This is a genomic window from Arthrobacter sp. NPDC080082, assembly GCF_040686595.1.
Taxonomy (GTDB): Bacteria; Actinomycetota; Actinomycetes; order Actinomycetales; family Micrococcaceae; genus Arthrobacter.
In genome coordinates, this window is record NZ_JBFBKQ010000001.1 from 255,111 (window position 1) to 278,578 (window position 23,468).

At 67.7% G+C, this 23,468-nt stretch carries 19 protein-coding genes; 8 read left to right on the forward strand and 11 right to left on the reverse strand.

Going from position 1 to position 23,468, the window contains the following annotated elements; all coding sequences use genetic code 11:
• The first annotated feature begins 14 nt into the window (after positions 1–14).
• Together AB0O44_RS01125 and AB0O44_RS01130 are read left to right on the forward strand one after the other, a co-directional pair.
• Positions 15–1,718, forward strand: a complete 1,704-nt coding sequence (locus AB0O44_RS01125; protein ID WP_364133260.1) for a formate--tetrahydrofolate ligase — start codon at positions 15–17, stop codon at positions 1,716–1,718.
• A 341-nt stretch (positions 1,719–2,059) separates the two neighbouring features.
• Positions 2,060–3,007, forward strand: coding sequence for a hypothetical protein (locus AB0O44_RS01130; RefSeq protein ID WP_364133263.1), 948 nt, complete (start codon positions 2,060–2,062; stop codon positions 3,005–3,007).
• A 228-nt stretch (positions 3,008–3,235) separates the two neighbouring features.
• Here the strand turns inward: AB0O44_RS01130 and AB0O44_RS01135 are convergent, their stop codons facing one another.
• The 8 genes from AB0O44_RS01135 to glmS all read right to left on the reverse strand — a co-directional run bounded on the left by AB0O44_RS01135 (position 3,236) and on the right by glmS (position 15,810).
• Positions 3,236–4,321, reverse strand: coding sequence for an inositol-3-phosphate synthase (locus tag AB0O44_RS01135; RefSeq protein ID WP_290255877.1), 1,086 nt, complete (start codon positions 4,319–4,321; stop codon positions 3,236–3,238).
• Between the two features lie 159 nt (positions 4,322–4,480).
• The gene (mgrA, locus tag AB0O44_RS01140) at positions 4,481–5,518 is read right to left on the reverse strand and encodes an L-glyceraldehyde 3-phosphate reductase (RefSeq protein ID WP_290255878.1); all 1,038 of its coding nucleotides are present in this window, start codon (positions 5,516–5,518) and stop codon (positions 4,481–4,483) included.
• 21 nt (positions 5,519–5,539) lie between these two features.
• On the reverse strand, positions 5,540–7,309 hold the full coding sequence (treZ, locus tag AB0O44_RS01145) for a malto-oligosyltrehalose trehalohydrolase (protein ID WP_364133267.1): 1,770 nt from the start codon (positions 7,307–7,309) through the stop codon (positions 5,540–5,542).
• 38 nt (positions 7,310–7,347) lie between these two features.
• Positions 7,348–9,672: a malto-oligosyltrehalose synthase gene (gene treY, locus AB0O44_RS01150; RefSeq protein WP_364133270.1), complete on the reverse strand. Its 2,325-nt coding sequence runs from the start codon at positions 9,670–9,672 to the stop codon at positions 7,348–7,350.
• Positions 9,669–11,909 (reverse strand): glycogen debranching protein GlgX, encoded by a 2,241-nt coding sequence (glgX, locus tag AB0O44_RS01155; RefSeq protein ID WP_364133272.1) that lies wholly within the window; start codon positions 11,907–11,909, stop codon positions 9,669–9,671. The genes treY and glgX overlap by 4 nt, the downstream gene beginning before the upstream one ends.
• Before the next feature lie 90 nt (positions 11,910–11,999).
• Positions 12,000–13,562 (reverse strand): NAD(P)H-hydrate epimerase, encoded by a 1,563-nt coding sequence (locus AB0O44_RS01160; protein ID WP_364133275.1) that lies wholly within the window; start codon positions 13,560–13,562, stop codon positions 12,000–12,002.
• 3 nt (positions 13,563–13,565) lie between these two features.
• Entirely contained in the window at positions 13,566–13,913 is a 348-nt protein-coding gene (locus AB0O44_RS01165; RefSeq protein ID WP_290255883.1) for a holo-ACP synthase, read from the reverse strand.
• Positions 13,914–13,917: 4 nt separating this feature from the next.
• Positions 13,918–15,810 carry a glutamine--fructose-6-phosphate transaminase (isomerizing) gene (gene glmS, locus AB0O44_RS01170; RefSeq protein ID WP_364133278.1) on the reverse strand — a complete coding sequence of 631 codons (1,893 nt, stop codon included), beginning with the start codon at positions 15,808–15,810 and terminating at the stop codon, positions 13,918–13,920.
• 113 nt (positions 15,811–15,923) lie between these two features.
• Between glmS and coaA the strand changes: the two genes are divergently transcribed.
• Positions 15,924–16,889, forward strand: coding sequence for a type I pantothenate kinase (coaA, locus tag AB0O44_RS01175; protein ID WP_364133280.1), 966 nt, complete (start codon positions 15,924–15,926; stop codon positions 16,887–16,889).
• A gap of 107 nt (positions 16,890–16,996) precedes the next feature.
• Positions 16,997–17,794, forward strand: coding sequence for a M15 family metallopeptidase (locus AB0O44_RS01180; protein WP_364134637.1), 798 nt, complete (start codon positions 16,997–16,999; stop codon positions 17,792–17,794).
• Positions 17,795–17,833: 39 nt separating this feature from the next.
• On the opposite strand, the gene glmM is transcribed toward AB0O44_RS01180, so the two are convergent.
• From glmM to rplM, 3 genes are all read right to left on the reverse strand, one after another.
• Positions 17,834–19,195, reverse strand: a complete 1,362-nt coding sequence (glmM, locus tag AB0O44_RS01185) for a phosphoglucosamine mutase (protein WP_364133282.1) — start codon at positions 19,193–19,195, stop codon at positions 17,834–17,836.
• Between the two features lie 194 nt (positions 19,196–19,389).
• Complete coding sequence (gene rpsI / locus AB0O44_RS01190) at positions 19,390–19,896, reverse strand: 30S ribosomal protein S9 (protein ID WP_290255887.1); 507 nt, start codon at positions 19,894–19,896, stop codon at positions 19,390–19,392.
• 39 nt (positions 19,897–19,935) lie between these two features.
• Positions 19,936–20,379: a 50S ribosomal protein L13 gene (gene rplM / locus AB0O44_RS01195; RefSeq protein ID WP_043454696.1), complete on the reverse strand. Its 444-nt coding sequence runs from the start codon at positions 20,377–20,379 to the stop codon at positions 19,936–19,938.
• 316 nt (positions 20,380–20,695) lie between these two features.
• Here rplM and AB0O44_RS01200 point away from each other — a divergent pair, with 316 nt between their 5' ends.
• The 4 genes from AB0O44_RS01200 (at position 20,696) to AB0O44_RS01215 (ending at position 23,467) form a co-directional block, all read left to right on the forward strand.
• Positions 20,696–21,376, forward strand: coding sequence for a prepilin peptidase (locus tag AB0O44_RS01200; RefSeq protein ID WP_364133287.1), 681 nt, complete (start codon positions 20,696–20,698; stop codon positions 21,374–21,376).
• Between the two features lie 271 nt (positions 21,377–21,647).
• Entirely contained in the window at positions 21,648–21,854 is a 207-nt protein-coding gene (locus tag AB0O44_RS01205) for a Flp family type IVb pilin (RefSeq protein WP_364133290.1), read from the forward strand.
• 114 nt (positions 21,855–21,968) lie between these two features.
• Positions 21,969–22,376: a TadE/TadG family type IV pilus assembly protein gene (locus tag AB0O44_RS01210; protein WP_364133292.1), complete on the forward strand. Its 408-nt coding sequence runs from the start codon at positions 21,969–21,971 to the stop codon at positions 22,374–22,376.
• Positions 22,364–23,467: a pilus assembly protein TadG-related protein gene (locus tag AB0O44_RS01215; RefSeq protein WP_364133295.1), complete on the forward strand. Its 1,104-nt coding sequence runs from the start codon at positions 22,364–22,366 to the stop codon at positions 23,465–23,467. Before AB0O44_RS01210 ends, AB0O44_RS01215 begins: the two co-directional genes overlap by 13 nt.
• The last annotated feature ends 1 nt before the right edge of the window (position 23,468 follow it).

Here is a 23,468-nt window from a genome sequence, read left to right on the forward strand (position 1 = left end):
GCCGAAGGACGCCGATGTCAGCCCCCACCTCCCCCGCCGCGCCCGTTCCCAGCGACCTCGAGATCGCCCGGCGCGCCACCATGCGGCCCATCGACGAGGTCGCGGCCGCCGCCGGGATCAACCCCGAGGCGCTGGAACACTACGGCCGGTACAAGGCCAAGATCGATCCGGCCCGGCTCACCGGCGCCGCTACTCCGGCCCGCGGCAAGGTGGTGCTCGTTTCGGCCATGTCACCCACCCCTGCCGGGGAGGGCAAGTCCACCACCACCGTCGGCCTGGCCGATTCCCTGGCCCGCGCCGGCCACCGGGTCATGATCGCGCTGCGCGAGCCCTCGCTGGGCCCCATCCTGGGGATGAAGGGCGGCGCCACCGGCGGAGGCTACTCCCAGGTGCTGCCGATGGACGAGATCAACCTGCACTTCACCGGCGACTTCCACGCCATCACCTCCGCCAACAACGCCCTGATGGCGCTGGTGGACAACCACATCTATCAGGGCAACGCGCTGAACATCGACCCTCGGCGCATGACGTTCAAGCGGGTCCTGGACATGAACGACCGGGCCCTCCGCGAGGTCGTGATCGGGCTCGGCGGCCCGACCCAGGGCGTGCCGCGGCAGGACGGGTTCGACATCACGGTCGCCTCCGAGATCATGGCCGTCTTCTGCCTCGCCACGGACCTGGACGACCTTCGCTCCCGGCTGGGCCGGATCACCTTCGGCTACACCTACGACCGGGAGCCGGTCACCGTTGCCGACCTCGGCGTCGAGGGCGCCCTGACCATGCTGCTCAAGGACGCGATCAAGCCCAACCTGGTGCAGACCATCGCCGGCACACCCGCGCTGGTTCACGGCGGCCCGTTCGCCAACATCGCCCACGGCTGCAACTCCCTGATCGCCACCCAGACGGCCCGCTCCCTGGCGGACATCGTGGTGACCGAGGCCGGTTTCGGCGCTGACCTGGGCGCGGAAAAGTACATGGACATCAAGTCGCGGGTGGGCGACGTGGCACCGTCCGCCGTCGTGGTGGTCGCCACCGTCCGCGCCCTCAAGATGCACGGCGGGGTGGCCAAGGACCGGTTGCAGGAGCCCGACGTCGATGCCCTCGCCGCCGGCGTCGCGAACCTGCAGCGGCACGTCCGCAACATCGGCAAGTTCGGCATCACCCCGGTGGTGGCGATCAACAAGTTCGGCACAGACAGCCAGGAGGAGCTCGACTGGCTGCTGGCCTGGTGCAAGGCGGAGGGTGTCGAGGCCGCCGTCGCGGATGTCTGGGGCCGGGGCGGCGGGGGCGACGGCGGCGACGAGCTCGCCGCGAAGGTTGCCGCAGCAATCGAGGCCCCGCATGGGTTCGCCCCGCTGTACCCGCTGGAACTGTCGGTGGAGGACAAGATCCGTACCATCGTCCAGGAAATCTACGGCGCCGACGGCGTGGAATTCTCCGTGCCGGCGCTGAAGCGGCTGGCGGACATCGAGAAGAACGGCTGGTCCTCGATGCCCGTGTGCATGGCCAAGACGCAGTACTCGTTCAGCGACGACGCCGCCAGGCTGGGCGCACCGAAGGGCTTCACCGTGCACGTGCGGGACCTGATCCCCAAGACCGGAGCGGGCTTCATCGTGGCACTCACCGGCGCCGTGATGACCATGCCCGGGCTGCCGAAGGTCCCGGCGGCGATGCGGATGGACGTCGACGCCGACGGCAACCCGGTCGGCCTCTTCTAACCCCTCCCTCACGTCCGGCCCTCCCGAACCCGAAACGCTCCCGCACGTCCGGCACCGACCGACGAAACGCTCCCGCACGTCCGGCACCGATCGTCGAAACGCTCCCGCACGTCCGGCACCGACCAACGAAACGCTCCCTCACCTCCGGCACCGATCGACGAAACGCTCCCGCATGTCCGGCACCGACCGACGAAACGCTCCCGCACGTCCTGCACCGACCAACGAAACGCTCCCTCACGTCCGGCACCGACCGACGAAACGCTCCGTCACGTCCGTCGCGGCTTCTTAGACGGCTGTGGATAACTTCTCCAAAGCTTGTCCAAGTCGTCCACAATGCCAGCATGCGCGCACGAAGAGAGTTGCCGGAGTCGTTGGAGGCCAGACCGTTCACCCTTACTTCTGCGATGTCGTTGGGAGTGACGAGAGCCAGGTTGCGGCAGCCGGATGTCCGGCACATCAGTCGGGGGCTCTACCGGCCCGCAAGTTGGAGCTTCGAGCTGGAGTCGGCCGCCCGCGCGTTGTCCGAGGCCTCCCCCGGGGCGTGGATCTCACACGTCACGGCCGCTCGGCTTCGCGGCCAACTCTTGCCCCTGTGGCTCTCGGATTCCGAGGAGTTACACCTGAGCAAGCCCCGCGCGCTCCCGGAAGTCCGTCGGAAAGGAATTGTTGGACACACGGTTGTTGCCTTCGACGACGAGGTCGAGACCGTTGATGACATCCGGATCAGCACGCGCTCCCGGACGTGGCTCGACCTGGCCAAACGCTTGAACCTGCCTGAGCTGGTCTGCATGGGGGACGAGCTCGTTCGTGTCCCCCGGTTCAACCTGGAGGGACGGAGCGAGCCGTTCGCGTCCCTCGCCGGATTGCGGTTGATGCTGGGTCGCCATCCGAATCTTCAGGGAATCGTCCGGGCCCGAATAGCTTTGGAGTTAATGCGCGTCGGAGCAGACTCAGGACCTGAGACCCTCCTTCGCCTCGCGATGTGCGACGCCGGGCTTCCTGAACCGGAGCTTCAAATAGAACTGCACCCGGGTAGTTCCGCAACCCCGACGGCCGACCTCGGGTACCGGCGTCGGCGCCTCGCGATCCAGTACGACGGTGGTCATCACCTGGAGCCCGCCCAAATCTTCAGCGATCGACGCCGAGATAAGGCCTTTGAAGCGGCCGGCTGGGCAGTGATCCTTTTGACTAAAGAAGACCTCGCCGACGGTTTCGTTGCCGCGACGTCCAAAATCAAACGTGTCCTACGCAGCGCATACGTTAGCCCGTCAACCGCCGCCGGCTTTTGATGTCGATTTGAGGGAGCGTCCCAACGGAACCCGCCGATCGTGAGAGGGCGTCCAACGGAACCCGCCAATCGTGAGGGAGCGTCCTAACGAAACCCGCCAATCGTGAGGGAGCGTGCGGACAGGAAAGTCCCTCCGGCAGGAAAACACAACGCTCCCGCACCGGAAGTGCGGGAGCATCGTGGTGAAACGGGCCGGATCTGAGGGAGCGTCCGGAGGCGGGGAAGGGCTTTAGCGCTCCAGGTCTCCGCGGATGAAGGCCTCGACCTTTTCACGGCCGAGGTCGTCGTTGAACTGCTCCGGCGGGGACTTCATGAAGTAGCTGGAGGCGGAGAGCAGCGGACCTCCGATGCCGCGGTCCAGGCCGATCTTGGCGGCGCGGACAGCGTCGATGATCACGCCGGCGGAGTTGGGCGAGTCCCAGACCTCCAGCTTGTACTCCAGCGACACCGGGGCGTCGCCGAAGTTCCGGCCCTCGAGGCGGACGAAGGCCCACTTGCGGTCGTCCAGCCACTGCACGTAGTCGGACGGGCCGATGTGCACGTCGCGCGCTGCGAGGTCGGCCTCGACGTTGGAGGTCACGGCCTGGGTCTTGGAGATCTTCTTGGACTCGAGCCGGTCGCGTTCCAGCATGTTCTTGAAGTCCATGTTGCCGCCGACGTTCAGCTGGTAGGTGCGGTCCAGGGTTACGCCGCGGTCCTCGAACAACTTGGCCATCACGCGGTGGGTGATGGTGGCACCGATCTGGCTCTTGATGTCGTCGCCCACGATCGGGACGCCGGCCTCGGTGAACTTGTCCGCCCACTTCTTGGTTCCGGCGATGAAGACCGGCAGGGCGTTGACGAAGGCGACGCCGGCGTCGATGGCGCACTGGGCGTAAAACTCGGCAGCTTCCTGCGAGCCGACGGGCAGGTAGCAGACCATGACGTCCACCTGGGCGTCCTTGAGGGCCTGGACGACGTCGACCGGCTCCTCCGGGGACTGCTCGATGGTCTCGAGGTAGTACTTGCCGAGGCCGTCGAGGGTGGGACCGCGCTGGACGGTGACACCGGTCGGCGGGACGTCCGCGATCTTGATGGTGTTGTTTTCGCTGGCGAGGATGGCGGCGGAGAGGTCCTGGCCCACCTTCTTGCCGTCGACGTCGAACGCCGCCACGAACTGCACGTCGTTGACGTGGTACTTGCCGAACTGGACGTGCATCAGACCCGGGATCGTGGCCTCGGGATCGGCGTCCCGGTAGTACTCGACACCCTGGACCAGCGAGGTGGCGCAGTTACCCACGCCCACGATTGCAACACGAATCGGATTTGCAGACACGAAACTCCCTTAGAGAACCAACAGGTGCCCGGCGAGGCCGTACCGCGAGGGGACGGCGAAGAAGCGGGCACGACGCCGTGCGGCGTCCTTGCATTCTAGTCAACGGTGCCGCGGGCGGGGTTTGTTCCCGTCCGCGGCACCGTTTCGATAACGGACCGGTTACTTCTGGGCCCAGAGGTTGATGTCGGACTCGACGGCGAACTCGTCGATGGCGTCCAGTTCCTCGGCACTGAAGTCGAGCTTGTTGATCGCGGCGAGGCTGTCCTCAAGCTGCCGGACGCTGGAGGCCCCGACGAGCGCGGAGGTGACCGGGGCGCCCTTGCGCTGGTCGCGCAGGATCCAGGCGATGGCCATTTGGGCCAGGGTCTGGCCGCGGCCCTCGGCGATCCGGTTGAGCCCGCGCACCCGGTCCAGGTTCTCCTCGCTGATCATGTCCGTGTCCAGCGACTTGTGCTGGGCGGCGCGGGAGTCTTCGGGGACCCCGTTGAGGTAACGGTCGGTGAGCATGCCCTGGGCCAGGGGTGAGAACGCGATGGACCCGGCCCCCACCTGCTCCAGCGCCTCGTGCAGGCTCGGGCTGCCGTTCTCGGTCCATCGGTTCAGCATCGAGTAGCTGGGCTGGTGGATCAGCAGGGGCGTGCCGAGGTCCTTCAGGATCCGGGCCGCTTCCAGGGTCTGTTCCGGGGTGTAGGAGGAGATGCCGGCGTAGAGGGCCTTCCCGGAGCGGACCGCCTGGTCCAGGGCGCCCATGGTTTCCTCCAGCGGGGTCTCCGGGTCCGGGCGGTGGCTGTAGAAGATGTCCACGTAGTCCAGGCCCATCCGGCCCAGCGACTGGTCCAGGCTGGCCAGCAGGTACTTGCGGGAGCCCCAGTTGCCGTAGGGACCGGGCCACATGTCGTAGCCGGCTTTGCTGGAGATGATCAGCTCGTCGCGGTACGGGGCGAAGTCGTCCCGGAAGTGCCGGCCGAAGTTGGTTTCGGCGCTGCCGTAGGGCGGGCCGTAGTTGTTGGCCAGATCGAAGTGCGTGACGCCCAGGTCGAAGGCGCGGCGCAGGATGTCCCGCTGTACCTCGAAGGGCTTGTCGTCGCCGAAGTTGTGCCACAGGCCCAACGAGATGGCCGGCAGTTTCAGGCCGCTGCGCCCGACCCGGCGGTAGGGCATCGTGTCGTAGCGGTTTTCCGCTGCGGTGTAGGTCATGGGTTTCCTTCCGTGCTGGCGTTATTTCCCGGACGAGACGATACCGGCGCTGTGGCCGGGCAGGCTCAGCCTCCCGCCGTCGAGGGCGACGGCGTCGTCCGTGGCGAGCCCCAGGGAAGACCCGGTGACGGACACGGTCCGGGCCTCGGCGGAGAAGTTCAGGGCGACCTCGGTGCCGCCGCGGCGCAGCAGCAGCCAGCCTTCGTCCTGGCTGAAGTCGACTGCGGTGTCCGCGAACCCGCCGTCGGTGAGGTCCGGCGTCGAGCGTCGCAGGGCGATGAGTTCCCGGTAGAGGTCCAGCAGCCGGGCGTGGTCTCCCTCGGAGGCCTCGGCCCAGTTCAGCTTGGAGCGGGTGAACGTCTCCGGGTCTTGGGGGTCGGGGACGACGTCGGGGTCCCAACCCATGCGTTCGAATTCCTTAATCCGGCCCTCGGCGGTGGCCTTGCCCAGGTCCGGTTCCGGGTGGGAGGTGAAGAACTGCCAGGGCGTGCTGGCTCCGTATTCCTCACCCATGAACAGCATCGGGGTGAACGGGGCGGTGAGGGTGGCGACGGCGGCGAGGGCCAACTGCCCGTAGCCCAGGGTCTGGGAAAGCCGGTCGCCTGTGGCCCGGTTGCCGATCTGGTCATGGTTCTGATTGCAGACCACCAAGGCGGCGGGGTGGACCAGGCCGGTGTTGATCGGCCGGCCGTGGTGCCGTTCCCGGAAGCTGGAGTAGCTCCCGTCGTGGAAGAAGCCCTTCTCCAGCACCTTCGCCAGTGCTCCGAGGGACCCGAAGTCCTCGTAGTAGCCGGTGGTTTCGCCGCTGACGTTGACGTGCACGGCGTGGTGGAAGTCGTCGCTCCACTGCCCGGCCAGCCCGTAGCCGTTCGCGTCCCGGGGGTAGAGCAGGCGCGGGTTGTTCAGGTCGGATTCGGCAATCATGGTGGCGGGCCGGCCGGTTTCGGCGGCGACGGCGTCGGCGAGCGCGCCGAAGTCCTCCAGCAGGTGGACGGCGCGTTCGTCCTTGAAGGCGTGCACGGCGTCTAGCCGGAGGCCGTCGACGTGGTAGTCGCGCATCCACATGGCGGCGTTGTCCAGGATGTAAGAGCGGACGACGTCGGAGCCGGGCCCGTCGAGGTTGACCGAGTCGCCCCAGGTGTTGCCTTCGCCGGACTTCAGGTACGGGCCGAAGCGGGGCAGGTAGTTGCCGCTGGGGCCGAGGTGGTTGTAGACCACGTCCTGGATGACGCCCAGCCCGGCGGCGTGGGCGGCGTCGACGAAGCGCTGGTAGGAGGCCGGCCCGCCGTAGCCCTCGTGCACGGCGTACCAGAGGACGCCGTCGTAGCCCCAGTTGTGGGTGCCGTTGAAGCCGTTGACCGGCAGCAGTTCGACGAAGTCGACGCCGAGGTCGGCGAGGTAGTCGAGTTTTCCGGCGGCGGCGTCGAGGGTTCCCTCGGGGGTGAAGGTGCCCAGGTGCAGCTCATAGATGACGCTGCCTTGCAGTTCCCGGCCGGACCAGCCGCCGTCGGCCCACTGGTGTGCACGGGGGTCGAAGGTCCGGGAGAGGGAGTGGACGCCCTCGGGCTGCCGGCGGGAGCGCGGGTCCGGCAGCGGGCTGTCGTCGCCGTCGAGGAGGTAGCCGTAGTCGACGTCGCCGCCGGCCGGCGCGTCCGCCGCCGTCCACCAGCCCTCGGGGCCTGAGGCTGCGCGGGTCATGGTGTAGCGCTGGCCGCCTGCGAGCAGGACGACGTCCTTGGCCTCCGGCGCCCAGATGTCGAAGCGCGCGGATCCGTCTGTGGGCAGTGTCATTGCCGTTCCCCCTGGGTTGGCGTGGGACTGTGAAGGGCTCATGCGGTCGGGGCGAGGAGGGCCACCGGGAAGTGGCGGAGGAGATCCCCCACCGCCACGGAGCCGGGTTCGAAGGACCGGCCGGTGAGCTGGTCGGTCATCGGCACGGCGAGCTCAAGGGCCGTGTCCTGCCAGCCGCCGCGCTGCTCCAGGCCGTGGGGCAGGCGGGTGGCGACGGTGACGGCGCCCGGGGCGTCCTGCCCGCGGTCGAAGGCGACGACGTGGCCGGCGGCGTGACCGGTGGCCTGCAGCGGCGTGTAGCCGGTGAAGAGGTCCTGCCGGTCGCGGCGCAGGCGCAGCGCTCGGGAGGTGACCAGGAGTTTGGCGTCGTCGTCGCGGTAGGAGTCCGGCAGGTCGCCGCCGTCCAGCCGCGCCAGGGCGGCCCGGCGGGCGCCGAAGTCGAATGGACGCCGGTTGTCCGGGTCGGTCAGGGACCGGTCCCAGAACTCGGTGCCCTGGTAGACGTCCGGGACGCCGGGCATGGTGAGCTGGACGAGCTTGGCGCCGAGCGCGTTGACGGCGCCCCGCGGGTCCAGCCATTCGACCAGTGAATCCAGTTCGGCACGAACGGCCGGGTTGTCGAAGGCGGCATCGACCGCGGCGGTCAGCTTGGTCTCGAACTCCTCGTTCGGGTCCAGCCAGTCGGTGGAGTTCCCCGCTTCCCGGGCGGCCTTCTGCGCGTAGGACTGCAACCGGTCCCTGTCCGCCGGCCAGACTCCGGCGATGGCCTGCCAGAGCAGGTTCGCCAGCGGGCCATCGGGCAATGGGGCGAGCTGCTGCAGCCGTCCCAGAGCCGCACTCCATTCGGCGGGGCATTCGGCGAGCACCGTGATCCGGGCGCGGGTGTCCTCGCTGCGCTTGGTGTCGTGGGTGCTGAGCGTCGTCATGGACAGCGGCAGGCGCTCCTGCCGGCGTGCCATCCGCGTGTGGAAGTCGTCCACGGAGACCGCGAATTCGGTGGGGTCCGCGCCGACCTCGGTGAGGGTGCCCAGCCGGGTGTACCGGAAGAAGGCCGTGTCCTCGACGCCCTTCGCCATCACCATGCCGGAGGTCTGCTGGAAGCGGCGGCCCAGTTCCTCACCGGCGTCGGGACCGGCCTGCAGCAGCAGCGGCAGCAGGGTTCGAACGGCGTCCTTGAGATCCGGCCGGCGCTCGACGGCGAGGTCGCACGCTTCCCTCAGTACGTCTTCCCCTTCGGGGAGGTAGCTGCGGTAGACCGGGAAGGCTGCAATGATCTCGGAGAGGGCGTCCGCCGCGGCGTCCACGGTCAGGCCCGCGTCCGCCGGGACCAGCCGGGCGAGGCGGAGCATCTCAGAGTGCAGGATGCCGTCGGTGATGCGGCGCTTGGTGCCGCGGATCATGTCTTCGTAATCGGGGACCCGGCCGTCGCGCAGCGACGCGTCCAGGGCATCCAGGCCCGCCTGGCCGGCCGGATCCACGAAGAGCCGGTCCACGTCCGCGAGCGCGTCGTACCCCGTGGTGCCCTCGGCTTCGAACCCGGCAGGCAGTTCCTCGCCCGGTTCCAGGATCTTCTCGATCAGCAGGTACGCCCCGCCGGTGGCCTCACGGAGCCGGTGCAGGTAGCCGCCCGGGTCTGCCAGGCCGTCCGGGTGGTCGATGCGGAGCCCGTCCACCAGGTCCTCTCGGAACCAGCGGACAATCTCCTCGTGCGCCTCGTCGAAGACTTTCGGGTCCTCGACCTTGATCCCGGCGAGGGTGTTGACCGCGAAGAAGCGGCGGTAGTTCAGCTCGTTGTCGGCGCGGCGCCAGCCCACCAGTTCGTAGTGCTGACGGTCGTGGACCTCGCGGGGATCATCCCCGGCGGAGTAGGTCCCGGCTGCCAGGGGGAACCGGTGGTCGTAGTACCGGAGTTCGCCGTCGCGGACCTCCAGGACGTCGACGTCGGAGTCCTCACCGAGGACGGGGATGCGGATGCGTCCGCCGCCGAAGTCCCAGTCGACGTCGAACGCCGGGGCGTAGGGCGACTGGCGGCCTTCCTTGAGCAGGGACCACCACCACGGGTTCTGGACCGGGGTGGCGACGCCGACGTGGTTGGGCACGATGTCAACCAGCACGCCCATGCCTGCCTCGCGGGCGGCGCGGGAGACCGCGGTGAGGCCCTCGGGGCCGCCGCGGTCGGGACCCACGGCGGACGGGTCGGTGACGTCGTAGCCGTGGTCCGATCCTTTCTCCGCGGTCAGGATGGGTGAGAGGTAGATCCAGTCGACACCGAGCGACTTCAGGTACGGGACCTGGGCGGCGGCGTCCTGCAGGGTAAAGCCGGACCGGATTTGCAGCCGGTACGTGGAGATCGGTGTTTTCATGCCTGGGTGGCCTTCGCTTCGCTCTCGTCAGCGGCCTTGGTCTGGGCCTGAACCATCTCTTCCTGGGCTTCCTCATCGGCGGCGCGGGCGGCCAGCGATGCGGCGGCCGAGTAGTCGACCTCCACCTCGGGGCCTGTGTAGGCGCGCAGCACCACCATGGATTTGGCGGCGAGGGTCAGGGTGGTCCCGGCCTTCAGCGGCTCGTAGTCGTCGGCCTGGGCTGCGGTGTCGATGAGGACCTCCCAGTTCGGGGAGTACTCGTCCGGCGGAAGGACGAAGTCGACGCCGTCGTCGTGGGCGTTGAAGGCCAAGAGGAAGCTGTCGTCGGTGATCCGCCGGCCTCGGGAGTCCTGTTCTTGGATGCCGTGGCCGTTGAGGAACACACCGATGGTCCGGCCGAAGCCGCTCCCCCAGTCCTCCGGGAGCATGCCCGTTCCGTCGGTCTTGAGCCAGACGATATCCGGCAGCTTCTCACCCTCGCCGCGTACCACCGGGCGGCCGTCGAAGAAACGGCTGCGGCGGAAGGTGGGGTGGTCGTGGCGGAGTTTGTTCACGAAAGCGGTGAATTCCACCAGCGGCTGGTCCATCGCCTCCCAGTGGACCCAGCTGAGCTCGGAGTCCTGGCAGTAGGTGTTGTTGTTGCCCTGCTGGGTGCGGCCGAGTTCGTCGCCGTGCAGCAGCATGGGGACGCCCTGGGAGAGCAGAAGGGTGGCGATGAAGTTGCGCTGCTGGCGGGCGCGCAGTGCCAGTACGGTCTCGTCGTCGGTGTCCCCCTCGATGCCGCAGTTCCAGGAGCGGTTGTGGGATTCGCCGTCGTTGTTGCCCTCGCCGTTGGCCTCGTTGTGCTTCTCGTTGTAGGACACGAGGTCCCGCATGGTGAAGCCGTCGTGTGCGGTGACGAAGTTGATGGAGGCCACGGGCCGGCGGGCGGAGCTCTCGTAGAGGTCCGCGGAGCCGGTCAGCCGGGACGCGAATTCGCCCAGGGTGGAGGGTTCGCCGCGCCAGAAGTCGCGCACGGTATCCCGGTACTTGCCGTTCCATTCGGTCCACTGCGGAGGGAAGTTGCCCACCTGGTAGCCGCCGGGGCCGACGTCCCAGGGCTCGGCGATGAGCTTGACCTGGGAGACGATCGGGTCCTGCTGAATGAGTTCGAAGAAGGTGGACAGCTTGTCGACGTCGTAGAACTCGCGGGCCAGGGTGGAGGCGAGGTCGAAGCGGAAGCCGTCAACGTGCATCTCGGTGACCCAGTAGCGCAGCGAGTCCATCAGGAGCTGCAGCGAGTGCGGGTGCCGGACGTTCAGGGAGTTACCGGTGCCGGTGTAGTCCATGTAGTGCTTGAGGTCGCCGTCCACCAGGCGGTAGTAGGCCTGGTTGTCGATGCCCTTGAAGGAGAGCGTGGGTCCCAGGTGGTTGCCCTCGGCGGTGTGGTTGTAGACCACGTCGAGGATGACCTCGATGCCGGCACGGTGCAGGTCCCGGACCATGGCCTTGAACTCCTGGACCTGGAGGCCGCCGTCCCCGGCGGAGCTGTAGGTGTTCTGCGGGGCGAAGAAGCCGATGGTGTTGTAGCCCCAGTAGTTATTCAGGCCCTTCTCTACCAAGGTGCCGTCGTTGACGAACTGGTGCACGGGCATAAGCTCGATGGCGGTGACGCCGAGCTTCTTGAGGTGTTCGACGACGGCGGGGTGCGCCACGCCGGCGTAGGTGCCGCGCTGCTCCTCGGGGATGTCCGGGTGCAGCTCGGTCAGGCCCTTCACGTGCGCCTCGTAGATGACCGATTCATGGTAGGGCACGCGCAGCTGGCGGTCGCCGTCCCATTCGAAGAAGGGGTTGATGACCACGCCGTGCATGGTGTGCGGCGCGGAGTCCGCGTCATTGGTGGAATCCGGGTCGCCGAACTCGTAGGAGAAGAGGGCCGGGTCCCAGTCGATCTGGCCCTTGATGGCCTTGGCGTACGGGTCCAGGAGGAGTTTGTTCGGGTTGAACCGGTTGCCGTTGGCCGGGTCGTAGGGCCCGTGGACGCGGAAGCCGTAGCGTTGGCCCGGCTGGACCATGGGCAGGTAGCAGTGCCAGACGTAGCCGTCCACCTCGGTGAGTTCGATCCGCGTTTCGGTGAGGTCGTCGGCCAGGAGGCAAAGCTCCACCCGCTCAGCCTGTTCGCTGAACAGTGCAAAATTGGTGCCGGTGCCGTCGAACGTGGCTCCCAGCGGGTATGCCGTACCGGGCCAAACTTCCATGTGTACTCCTCGTGCGATGCGGACTATCTCTAGACAGACTACTTGTAAGCAGGGTTACTAAATTACCAAGACGCGGCGGGGTCGGTTGTGTTACAGCGCGGCCATGACCTCCGGGAGCGTGCGGGCGATATCGGTGGCCGTGATGGGGCCGCCGCGGCTGGCGAGTGTCCCGGCCCGGCCATGCAGGCTGGCGGCCATGGCGCCGAGGGCGGCCCAGCGGTCCGCGGCCGCGATTCCGGCGGCGGCGAAGTGGCCCGGATCGTCCGCCAGCTGGGCCATCAGGGCGCCCAGGATGCCGCCCAGGACGTCGCCGCTGCCCGCCGTGGCCATCCAGGGGGTGGCCTCGGCCTGGCTGAACACCGCACCGGACGGGGCCGCCACCAGGGTGGTCGCACCCTTGAGCAGCACCGTTGCGCCGGTCAGGGACACCGAGTGCCGGGCACTGGCCAGCGGCGCGGCCTCGACGGCGGTGCGTTCCCCGCCGGCGCCGTAGCGGCTCAGGAGGGTGGCCAGTTCTCCGGCGTGGGGTGTCAGCACGGTCTGACCGGTCAGCTCGCGGGGCAGGACGGGAAGGGCGCCGGCGTCCGCCACGACCGGCAGCCCGGCGGCGGCAGCGGCCCGGACCCGGTCAAGCTGCTCCCCGGCGCCGTCGTCGAGTCCGGAGCCGAGGAGCCAGGCCTGGACACGCACGTCGGTGTCCTGGCCGCAGACCACCTCGGGGCAGGCGTGCCGGACCAGGTCGGCGACCGCCGGCGGCCCGACGTAGCGGACCATGCCGACGCCGGCGGCGAGGGCGCCGCGGCAGGCGAGGACGGCGGCGCCGGGGTACCGCTCCGAGCCGGCGACCACGCCGAGGACGCCGCGGGAGTATTTCTGTTCCCGGCGGCCCGGGTGCGGCAGGAGCGCCGCCAGGTCCGGGGCCTGCAGCCGGCGCACGGACGGGAGGCCAAGGCCGTTCTCGACGCCGATGGGCACCGTCACGATCCGGCCGGCGTGGTCCGCGCCGGGGTCGGCCAGGAGTCCGGCCTTGGGGGCGCCGAACGTCACGGTCAGATCGGCGGCCAGGACGGTGCCGTGCGCTTCGCCGGTGTCCGCGTCGATGCCGCTGGGGATATCGCAGGCGACCACGAGGGCTCCGGCCCCGGGCTCCAGCCTGCGGTCACGCTGGTCCCGGATCTCGCCGGACAGCAGTTCAAGGAGCCGCACCGTCGAACCCTGCAGGCCGCCGCGGGCTCCGGTGCCGAGGATAGCGTCGATGACGATGTCGGAACCCGCGGCCCGGCGCGCCAGCCCGGCGGCGGCCTCACCTGAGTCCGGCAGGGCGATGGACCGGCCGCCGGCAGCGTGGAAGGCGGCCAAGGCCTCCGGGTGGGCGTCGCCGGCGGTGAGTACCGCCGTCGTCCTCATGCCGCGGCGGGCCAACAGGGCCGCGGCGAAGAGGCCGTCCCCGCCGTTGTTTCCCTTGCCTGTGAGAACGGTGACGCTGCCTCCGTAGAGACGGCGCCCGCGGCCCCGCAACTCACGCACCACGGCAGTGGCCAACCCGTAGGCGGCCCGTTGCATGAGAACAGCGCCCATGCCGGGGTCCGCAGCTGCTTCCAGGAACCGCCTTTCGACGTCCCGGATGTGCGTTCCGGTATGGGCGCTGATCATGGCCTAACCTTCGGCGATCACCGTGGCGGTGGCGATCCCGCCGTCGTGGCTGATGGACAGGTGCCAGCGCTTGACGCCCTTCGACTGGGCCACGGCCAGCACGGTGCCCTTGACCTGCACCGTGGGCCCGTTCTGGTCTAAGCCGATCCAGCAGTCCTGCCAGTTCATACCGGCCGGGGCGCCCAAGACCTTGGCGACGGCTTCCTTGGCGGCAAACCGGGCGGCCAGGGAACGGGTGTTCAGCTCCCGCTCGGCCGGGACGAACAGCCTGTCCCGCAACCCGGGGGTGCGCTCCAGTTGCCGCCCAAACCGCTCGATGTCTACGACGTCTACGCCAATGCCTACGATCATGCGGCTATTCTACGGTCACGCTCTTGGCGAGGTTCCGCGGCTGGTCCACGTCGTAGCCCTTCGCGCTGGCGAGGGCCAGCGCGAAGATCTGCAGCGGGACGGTGGTCAGCAGCGGCGCCAGCAACGTGGGGGTTTCCGGGATGTAGATGACGTGCTCGGCGAACGCCTTGACCGCGTCGTCGCCCTCTTCGGCGATGACGATCGTCTTGGCACCTCGGGCGCGGACTTCCTGGATGTTGGAGACCACCTTGGCGTGCAGGGAGTCGCGGCCGCGCGGGGACGGGACCACCACGAACACCGGCTGGCCCTCTTCGATCAGGGCGATCGGGCCGTGCTTGAGCTCGCCGGCGGCGAAGCCCTCGGCGTGGATGTAGGCAAGCTCCTTGAGCTTGAGCGCACCTTCCATGGCGACTGGGAACCCGACGTGGCGGCCCAGGAACAGCACGGACTTGGCGTCGACCATGGACTCGCCGAGCTCCTTGATCCGGGACGCGTCGTCGAGAATGGACTGGACCTTCTCCGGGATCTTGCCCAGGTCGGAGAGGATGTCCTTGATTTCGCCCTGGAACTTGTTACCGCGCAGCTGGGCGAGGTAGAGGCCCAGCAGGTAGGCGGCGGTGATCTGGGCGAGGAAGGCCTTGGTGGAGGCGACGGCGATTTCCGGGCCGGCGTGCGTGTAGAGCACGGCGTCGGATTCGCGCGGGATGGTGGAGCCGTTGGTGTTGCAGATGGCCACCGTTTTGGCGCCCTGTTCCTTGGCGTAGCGGACCGCCATCAGGGTGTCCATGGTCTCGCCGGACTGGGAGATCGAGACGATCAGGGTCTGGGCGTCCACGATCGGGTCACGGTAGCGGAACTCGTGCGAGAGCTCGACCTCCGTGGGGATCCGGCACCAGCGCTCGATGGCGTACTTGGCGACCTGGCCGGCGTAGGCGGAGGTACCGCAGGCGAGCACGATGATCTTGTCGACGCTCTTGAGCAGCTCGGGGTCGATCCGCAGCTCGTCCAGGGTCAGCTTGCCGTCGACGTCGGAGCGGCCCAGCAGGGTCTGCAGCACGGCGTCGGGCTGGTCGTGGATTTCCTTCTCCATGAAGGACGGGAAGCCGCCCTTCTCTGCGGAGGCCGGATCCCAGTTGACGTGGTATTCCTTGCCCTCGGCCGGGGCGCCGAAGAAGTCTGTGATCTCTACGGAGTCGGCGGTGATGGTGACGATCTGGTCCTGGCCGAGTTCCACGGCGCGGCGGGTGTAGTCGATGAAGCCGGAGACGTCGGAGCCGAGGAAGTTCTCGCCTTCGCCCAGGCCCACCACTAGCGGGGAGTTGCGGCGGGCGGCCACAACGACGTCGGGCTGGTCGGCGTGCACGGCAAGCAGCGTGAAGGCGCCCTCGAGCCGCTGGCAGGCGAGCTGCATGGCCTTGGTCAGGCCGCCGTTGGCGTTGTCGCCGCCGAGCTGGTTGCGGTAGATGTCGCCGAGTAGGGCGGCGGCAACCTCGGTATCGGTCTCCGACTGGAAGGTCACGCCCTTCTCCAGCAGTTCTTGCTTGAGTTCGGCGAAGTTCTCGATGATGCCGTTGTGGATCAGCGCCAGCTTGCCGCCGTCGGACAGGTGCGGGTGTGCGTTCTGGTCGGTCGGACCGCCGTGGGTGGCCCACCGGGTGTGGCCAATGCCGGTGGTCGCATCCGGCAGCGGGTTGGCTTCAAGTTCGGCGATGAGGTTGCTGAGCTTGCCGGACTTCTTCCGCGAGGAGATCGCGCCATCGGCGACCACGGCGATACCTGCGGAGTCGTATCCGCGGTACTCCAGCCGGCGCAGACCTTCGAGGACGACGTCCAGGGCCTGGTGCTCGGTACTTACCTGGCCACTCGGGCGGCCTACATATCCAACGATTCCACACATGGGCACCAGCTTATCTGGTTTTAAGGCTGCACTCAGGATCGCTACGCCCGGAGCGCCAGCCGTCACGGCGCGCGCATTTCGCTCTGGGCGCCCGCGAGGGCAGAATCTCTAGGGTGACTTCGCAACGCAATGATGCGAACGGCGAGGGCGTCTCCCCGTTCGTGGAGCTGGACCGGCAGACCTGGTCCCGGCTCGCTGCCCAAATGGAGCAGCCCCTCAACGAGGAGGACGTCCTCCGGCTCCGCGGCCTCGGCGACCCACTGGACATGCGGGAGGTCCGCGAGGTGTACCTCCCGCTCTCCCGGCTACTCCACCTCTACGTCGAGGCGGCCAACCAACTGCACGCGGCCACCACCACATTCCTGGGCGAGACGACCCGCCGCACCCCCTTCGTGATCGGCGTCGCCGGTTCGGTGGCCGTGGGCAAGTCCACCATCGCCCGTGTACTGCGTGAAATGCTGCGCCGCTGGCCCGGCACCCCCAACGTGGAACTCATCACGACGGACGGTTTCCTCTACCCCCTGGCGGAGCTCAAGCGGCGGCAGTTGCTGGACCGCAAGGGGTTTCCGGAGTCCTACGACCGCCGCGCCCTCCTGCGCTTCGTCAGTGAGGTCAAGGGCGGAGCGGAGGAAGTCCGGGCCCCGTGGTACTCCCACGTCACCTACGACATCGTCCCCGGCAAGGAAGTCGTCGTCCGCCGGCCCGATGTGCTGATCGTGGAGGGCCTCAACGTCCTCGCCCCCGCCCGCCCGCGGTATGACGGCCGGCAGGGCCTGGCGCTGAGCGACTTCTTCGACTTCTCGATTTACGTGGACGCCAAGACCTCCTACATCGAGGAGTGGTACGTGGACCGGTTCCGCAAGCTGCGCACCACCGCGTTCGCGCAGCCGGAGTCCTACTTCCACCGGTACGCCACGCTCTCAGACGCCGAGGCCGAGGAGACGGCCCGCGGGATCTGGAAGCGAATCAATGAGCCGAACCTGGTGGAAAACGTGCTCCCCACCCGGGGACGCGCCCAGCTGGTGCTCACGAAGGATGCTGACCACTCGATCCGCCGCATGCTGCTCCGCAAGGTCTAGCACGGGTGGGCTATAACGCGGGCGAGGACAGACGGCGGGGGTTTCTGAGCCGACGTCGCTTCGGCAGCCTTCTGGCTGCGGCCGCCGTCCCAATAACCGCCGCCGCCCTGACAGCCTGCGAGCCCTCCGCCGGACCCGCGCCGGCGTCCGGCACGGGCGTGCCACCAACGCCCGCTGCCGCCCCGGTCAGCGCCTCCCCTAAAACGACTCCGTCGGCGAATCCCTCGGAAAGCCCGGAGCCAGCTACCCCGTCGACGACCGCCCCGGCACCCTCGTCGCCGGCCGCTTCCGCTCCCGGGCCGCAGCACTCCCTGACGGATCCCGCCAGCCCCTGGGTGGTGGTCAACAAGCACCGGCCGCTCTCCCCTGCAACCTTTATCCCGCCGGATCTGGTTCAGCCCGCTGTCCGGTTGGCGGTGTCCGGCGAGGCCGCCCTCCTGAACAGCACGACGGCGGCGGCAGCAGAGCGGATGTTCGCCGCGGCCGCAATGGCCGGCGTAGTGATGACCCTGGCCAGCGGGTACCGGTCTTTTGTCACCCAGACCTCGACCTATAACGGCTACGTCGCGACGAGGGGACAGGCGGAGGCGGACACGGCATCCGCGCGGCCGGGCTTCTCCGAGCACCAGACGGGCTGGTCGTTTGACATCGGCGACGGCGGGGGTGCCTGCAGCTTTCAGCCCTGCTTCGCCGAGCAGCCCGCGGCCGTCTGGGCGAAGGCAAACGCCCACCGTTTTGGCTTCATCGTTCGGTATCCGTGGATGTACCACGAGACCACCGGCTACTACTACGAGTCCTGGCACCTGCGCTACATCGGAGTGGAGGCCGCCGGCGACATGGCCGCCAGGGGTGTCCCCACGTTGGAGGAGTACTTCGGCCTGGAAGCCGCACCGGCCTACCTCTGATCGAGGCGGGCCCGCGGGCCATCGCGGACGGACCGCCGATTAGTCGCCGGCCAGCGCCAATGCGAGTTCGGTCCGGACTACCTCGGCCAGTTCCCCGGCCACCCGTTCTGCGGTTTCGTGGTCCCCTGCTTCGACCATGACGCGAACCACCGGCTCGGTACCCGAGGGCCGCAGCAGAACCCGGCCGGTGTCGCCGAGCGTGGCCTCGGCCGCTTCCACGGCGGCGGCAACGGCCGCGTCGCCGTTGACCCGGCTGCGGTCCACGTCGCGGACGTTGATGAGCACCTGGGGAAGCTTGGTCATGACCGTGGCGAGGTCCTTAAGCGGACGCCCGGTCAGGGCCACCTGCGCGGCAAGCTGGAGGCCGGTGAGGACGCCGTCGCCCGTGGTGGCGTGATCGGCGAAAATGACGTGGCCGGACTGTTCGCCGCCCAGGCTGAAGCCGCCGTCGCGCATGGCCTCGAGGACGTATCGGTCCCCCACACCCGTTTCCTTTAGTTCGATGCCGGCGCCGCGGAGGGCGAGCTTCAGGCCGAGGTTGCTCATGACCGTGGCTACCAGGACGTCGTCCTTGAGTTTCCCGGCGTCCTTGAGGGCCAGGGCGAGGATGGCCATGATCTGGTCGCCGTCGACTTCGGTGCCCTCATGGTCAACGGCCAGGCAGCGGTCCGCGTCGCCGTCGTGCGCGATGCCGAGGTCCGCGCCGTGCGCCACGACTGCCGCCTTAAGCGGGGAGAGGTGGGTGGACCCGACGCCGTCGTTAATGTTGATGCCGTCTGGCTCGGCGCCGATGGTGATGACTTCGGCGCCGGCGGTCTTGAACACCTCGGGCGAACAGCCGCTAGCTGCTCCGTGGGCGCAGTCCACGACGACCTTGAGGCCTTCGAGGCGGTGCGGAAGCGTGCCGAGCAGATGGACGATGTAGCGGTCCTCGGCGTCGGAGAAGCGCTGGATGCGGCCAACGTCGGCACCGACAGGGCGGAGCGGCTCCTCGCCGAGCCTGGCCTCGATCGCGTCCTCGACCTCGTCGGGGAGCTTCTGGCCGCCGCGGGCGAAGAACTTGATGCCGTTGTCCGGGGCCGGGTTGTGCGAGGCGGAGATCATCACGCCGAAGTCGGCGTTGAGGTCCGCCACAAGGTAGGCGGCCGCCGGGGTGGGGAGGACACCGGCGTCGTAGACGTCGATGCCGGAGCTGGAGAGCCCCGCCTCCACGGCGGCGGCGATGAATTCGCCGCTGGCCCTCGGGTCGCGGGCCACGACGGCGCGCGGCCGCCCCTGGCCCGTGTTGCGGTCGTGCCCGAGCACGACGGCGGCGGCCTGTGCCAGCTGCATCGCCAGCTCCGCGGTCAACAGGCCATTCGCAAGGCCCCGGACACCATCTGTTCCAAATAATCTAGACATCGTGTCCGAGTTTAGTCGATGGCCCGGGATACGACGTCGGGTCCCCGGCCCGTTAACGACGAAAGCCCGCCCCGCACATGCGGGACGGGCTTCCGAAGCAGGCGCTGTTTAGCGCTTGGGGATCCGAGCGCTGGACAGCGCCGCGGGTCCCGGTGTGTGGTCGCGCCAGCGGCCACACACCGGGAAGGCGCTGTTTAGCGCTTGGAGTACTGCTGAGCCTTACGGGCCTTCTTGAGACCGGCCTTCTTACGCTCGATGACACGGGCGTCACGGGTGAGGTAGCCGGCCTTCTTCAGGGTGGCGCGGTTGTTCTCGACGTCGATCTCGTTCAGCGAACGGGCGATGCCGAGACGCAGTGCACCGGCCTGGCCGGAGGGGCCACCGCCGTGGATGCGGGCGATGACGTCGTAGGCGCCTTCCAGATCGAGGATCTTGAAGGGCTCGTTGACGTCCTGCTGGTGCAGCTTGTTCGGGAAGTAGTTCGCCAGCTCGCGGCCGTTGATGGTCCACTTGCCGGAGCCGGGGACGACGCGGACGCGTGCGACGGCTTCCTTGCGGCGGCCAACAGCTGCGCCGGCAACGGTCAGGGCCGGGCGTTCCTTCTTGGGAGCGGCTGCGTCAGCAGCGCCGCTCTCAGAGGTGTAGCTGGTCAGGTTTTCCTCAGCCTCGACGGCTTCGGTGGTCTCTTCGTTCTGAGCCACGGTTCTCCTTGTATTAATAAAGTTGTTTGGTGGCCAGGACTACTGGGCGACCTGGGTGATTTCGAAAGTCTTGGGCTGCTGGGCGGCGTGCGGGTGCTCTGCACCGCGGTAAACCTTCAGCTTGCCCAGCTGCTGTGCAGCGAGGGAGTTCTTCGGGAGCATGCCCTTGATGGCCTTCTCTACGGCGCGGACCGGGTTGGTTTCCAGCAGCTCCGCGTAGTTGACGGAGGTGAGGCCGCCCGGGTAGCCGGAGTGGCGGTAAGCGCGCTTCTGCTCCAGCTTGGCGCCGGTCAGGGCAACCTTCTCAGCGTTGATGATGATGACGAAGTCGCCCATGTCCATGTGGGACGCAAAGGTGGCCTTGTGCTTGCCGCGCAGCAGGATTGCGGTCTGGCTGGCAAGACGACCAAGGACAACGTCGGTGGCGTCAATGACGTGCCACTGGCGGTTGATATCGCCGGGCTTCGGGGTGTACGTACGCACGGTGTTTGCCTCGTTCTTGTTCTGGCGTTCTTGTTTTAGGCGTCACGCGGGGTGCACCTACTATCTATGCGCTACCGGAACAGAGGTGAGGGCTCTATGTAACCAGTCATCCTGTGGTCTCGAATGTGCACGCGGAGTAGCTATCCTGCAACCGGATTCTCTGCGGGCACGCACCATCGAGATAGGACACGCACAACGACTACCTAGATTAGCGGAAGCCGTGGGCATGGGTCAAAATGAACTGTCCGCCACCCGCAGGCCAGCTGTGGCGCAGAACCGGGCGGCATCATCGCCGCACTTGATCCCTGGAGGCCCCGTGACCGCTCCCACCGTGACCGGGGCGGAACACCTTCCTGCGGCTGGAGCGGCACTTTTTATCCTGGCGATCGCCATTGCCGGCGTCGCTCTCGACTTCGGAGCCCGGGCCGCCTCCCGCCGTGCGCTCCCCCAGTTCGCCGTTTCGTCTCCACGCCGGGCATGGCCGACGGCGGCCGCAGCGGGACTGCTCTGCGGCGCACTGGCCTGGCGCCTCGGCCCGGCACCGGAATTACCCGCCTATCTATTTCTGGCAATTGCCGCGGTGGAATTGACGCGAATTGATCTCTCATTCCATATCCTTCCCAACCGCCTCGTAGGCCCGCTCCTGGGTGTCGGCCTGGTGCTCCTGACGGGCTCCGCAATGACCTCCGGGGAGTGGCCGGCACTGCTCCGGGGCATCATCGGCCTCGTCATCCTCTTCGTTTGCTACTTCATCTTGGCTCTCATCAGTCCCAATGGCATCGGAATGGGCGACGTAAAGCTGTCCGCGCCCCTCGGGCTGTACTTGGGATACCTAGGCTGGCCGCACCTGTTCTACGGGGGCGCCCTGGGCTTTGTGGCCGGCGGCGCCGCCGCCGCTCTGCTGGTGCTGAAAAACCGCGGAAACACGCCGAAGGAAGTTGCCTTCGGGCCGTCCATGCTGACCGCCGCACTGGCCGTCATCCTGCTCTCCGCCTAAGGCTTCCGTCGTCGGCTCCCCCACCCACCAATAAGTAAGCCGACTTAGCAAAACAAGTAGTTTACCGTCGGGGCCGTGTCGGACTGAGTACAGCACTCCGGATACCTGCGTAAACGCGCTCTTTTACGTGCGGAAGTCGAGTAGTTGAAATCATTGCCGGGCCGATATTTGCCGTGCCATGGTGGTCGCATCGACGCTCCACCGAATAGCAAATGGGGGATTTGCCGGAGTTTCGATAAATATCAAAAAACTCTGGAAAAGGATTAATACAATGACTGGTCTCATGGTCTCAATGCTTTCTTTCATCGCCGGCGTCAAGGGCAAGCTGGAATCCGAAAAGGGTGCCACGGCGACTGAATACTCGCTGCTGGTGGCTTTCATCGCCTTCGGCATCATCCTCGCCGTTACGGCCTTCGGTACAGCCCTCTCCGGCTGGTTCAACGGGCTCGCCGCCACTGTCAACGGATGGGCCCGGTAGGTTTCCGGCCACTTCTCTCAAACAGGTCTCAGCACCAACCTCTGTGCCGCGTCCGCGCCACGCGGGCGCGGCACAGTCCATCCCATCGCTGCATCTATTCCCTGGGGGGATCCTATGAAGCGCAGCAACCAGCCCCCGCGCCCGCCTAGGCGGGCCGGCCGTGAACGCGGGGCGGCCGCCGTCGAGTTCGCCCTCGTTGCACCGATCCTTTTGGCCCTGGTGGGCGGGATCGTCGAGTTTTCTTACACCTACAACCTGCAGATCTCCGTTACCCAGGCGGCCCGCGAGGCCGCACGGACCATGGCGATCTACAACGATCAGGCCCGCGCCCGGACCGCCGCCGTCGCGGGCGCACCGGGGCTCAGCCCGGCCGGCTTCAGCTACACCTTCACGGGCGCCTGCCCCACTGGCGGAACGGGTAACGCCCAGGTGGCGCTCAGCTACACCGCGAACTCCCTCACCGGGATATTCGGCGGCTCCGTGACGGTCCGCGGGACGGGGGCCATGCGATGCCACGGCTAGCGCGGCCAAAGCAGGCCCGGGACGGCAAGGAACGCGGCGCGGCCGGCGTCATGGTGGCGCTGCTGATGTTTGTCCTGATCGGTGCAGGGTCCCTGGCCGTGGACACCGGACAGATCTATGCGGAACGCGCACAGCTGCAGAACGCCGCGGACGCGGGAGCCCTTGCCGCAGCGCAACGGTGCCACTCCGCCGGCACCTGCACCGTGTCACAGGCGCTCACGTGGGCCCGGGAACTTGCAGGACCAAACTCAAACGACGGCGCGTCCGCCGTCGATTCGGTTGACCTGTCCGTCCCCGGACAGGTCAGGGTGGTCACCTCTACCCTGGGCTCCAACGGCGCGGGCTTCCTCACCAAATTATTCGCCAGCGCCCTGAATGCTCCTCCCGCAACCGTCCGTGCCGGCGCTACCGCGTCGTGGGCGCCGCCCCTCGGGGGTTCCGCTTTCCCGTTGGCCATCTCGGACAACTGCTACAACCTATCCACCGCCGCGGCCACGGCCCAGGTCCAGAAGATCTCCTACAAGCCGGGCGGTACCTGCACCGGCCCGTCCGGCACGGAAATCCCGGGCGGGTGGGGCTGGCTGGACCAAAGCTCGCCCTGCGTCGCCACCACCCAGACGGGCAGTAACCGGATCGGTTCGGATCCCGGCAACAACCCGCCGACGGAGTGCGCCGCCGTTCTGACCGGATGGATCAACACAATCTCCGGCGGTGGTGAGGTCAAGGTCACCTTCCCTGTCTTCGATGACGCCTCGAACCAAGGCCAAAACGGTTACTTCCACATCATCGGCTACGCCACCTTCAAGATCTGGGGCTGGAAGTTCGGGAACGGCTCGCCTTACGAGTTCCGCAACGCGGCCTCCGACCCCGGGATGAACAGTTCCCTGGCCTGCACCACGGTGAACTCCGGCGGGGGCAACGGCGGGGGCAACGGTCACGGCGGAAACGGTGGCGGCGGCAACGGCGGCACCACCGGCAACGCGCGCTGCGTCATCGGTCAATTTGTGAAATTCGAAACCATTAATTCGACCCAAACTGGTCCCGGCACTGGCACGGACCTGGGAACGGTCGAAATAACGCTCACACGATAAG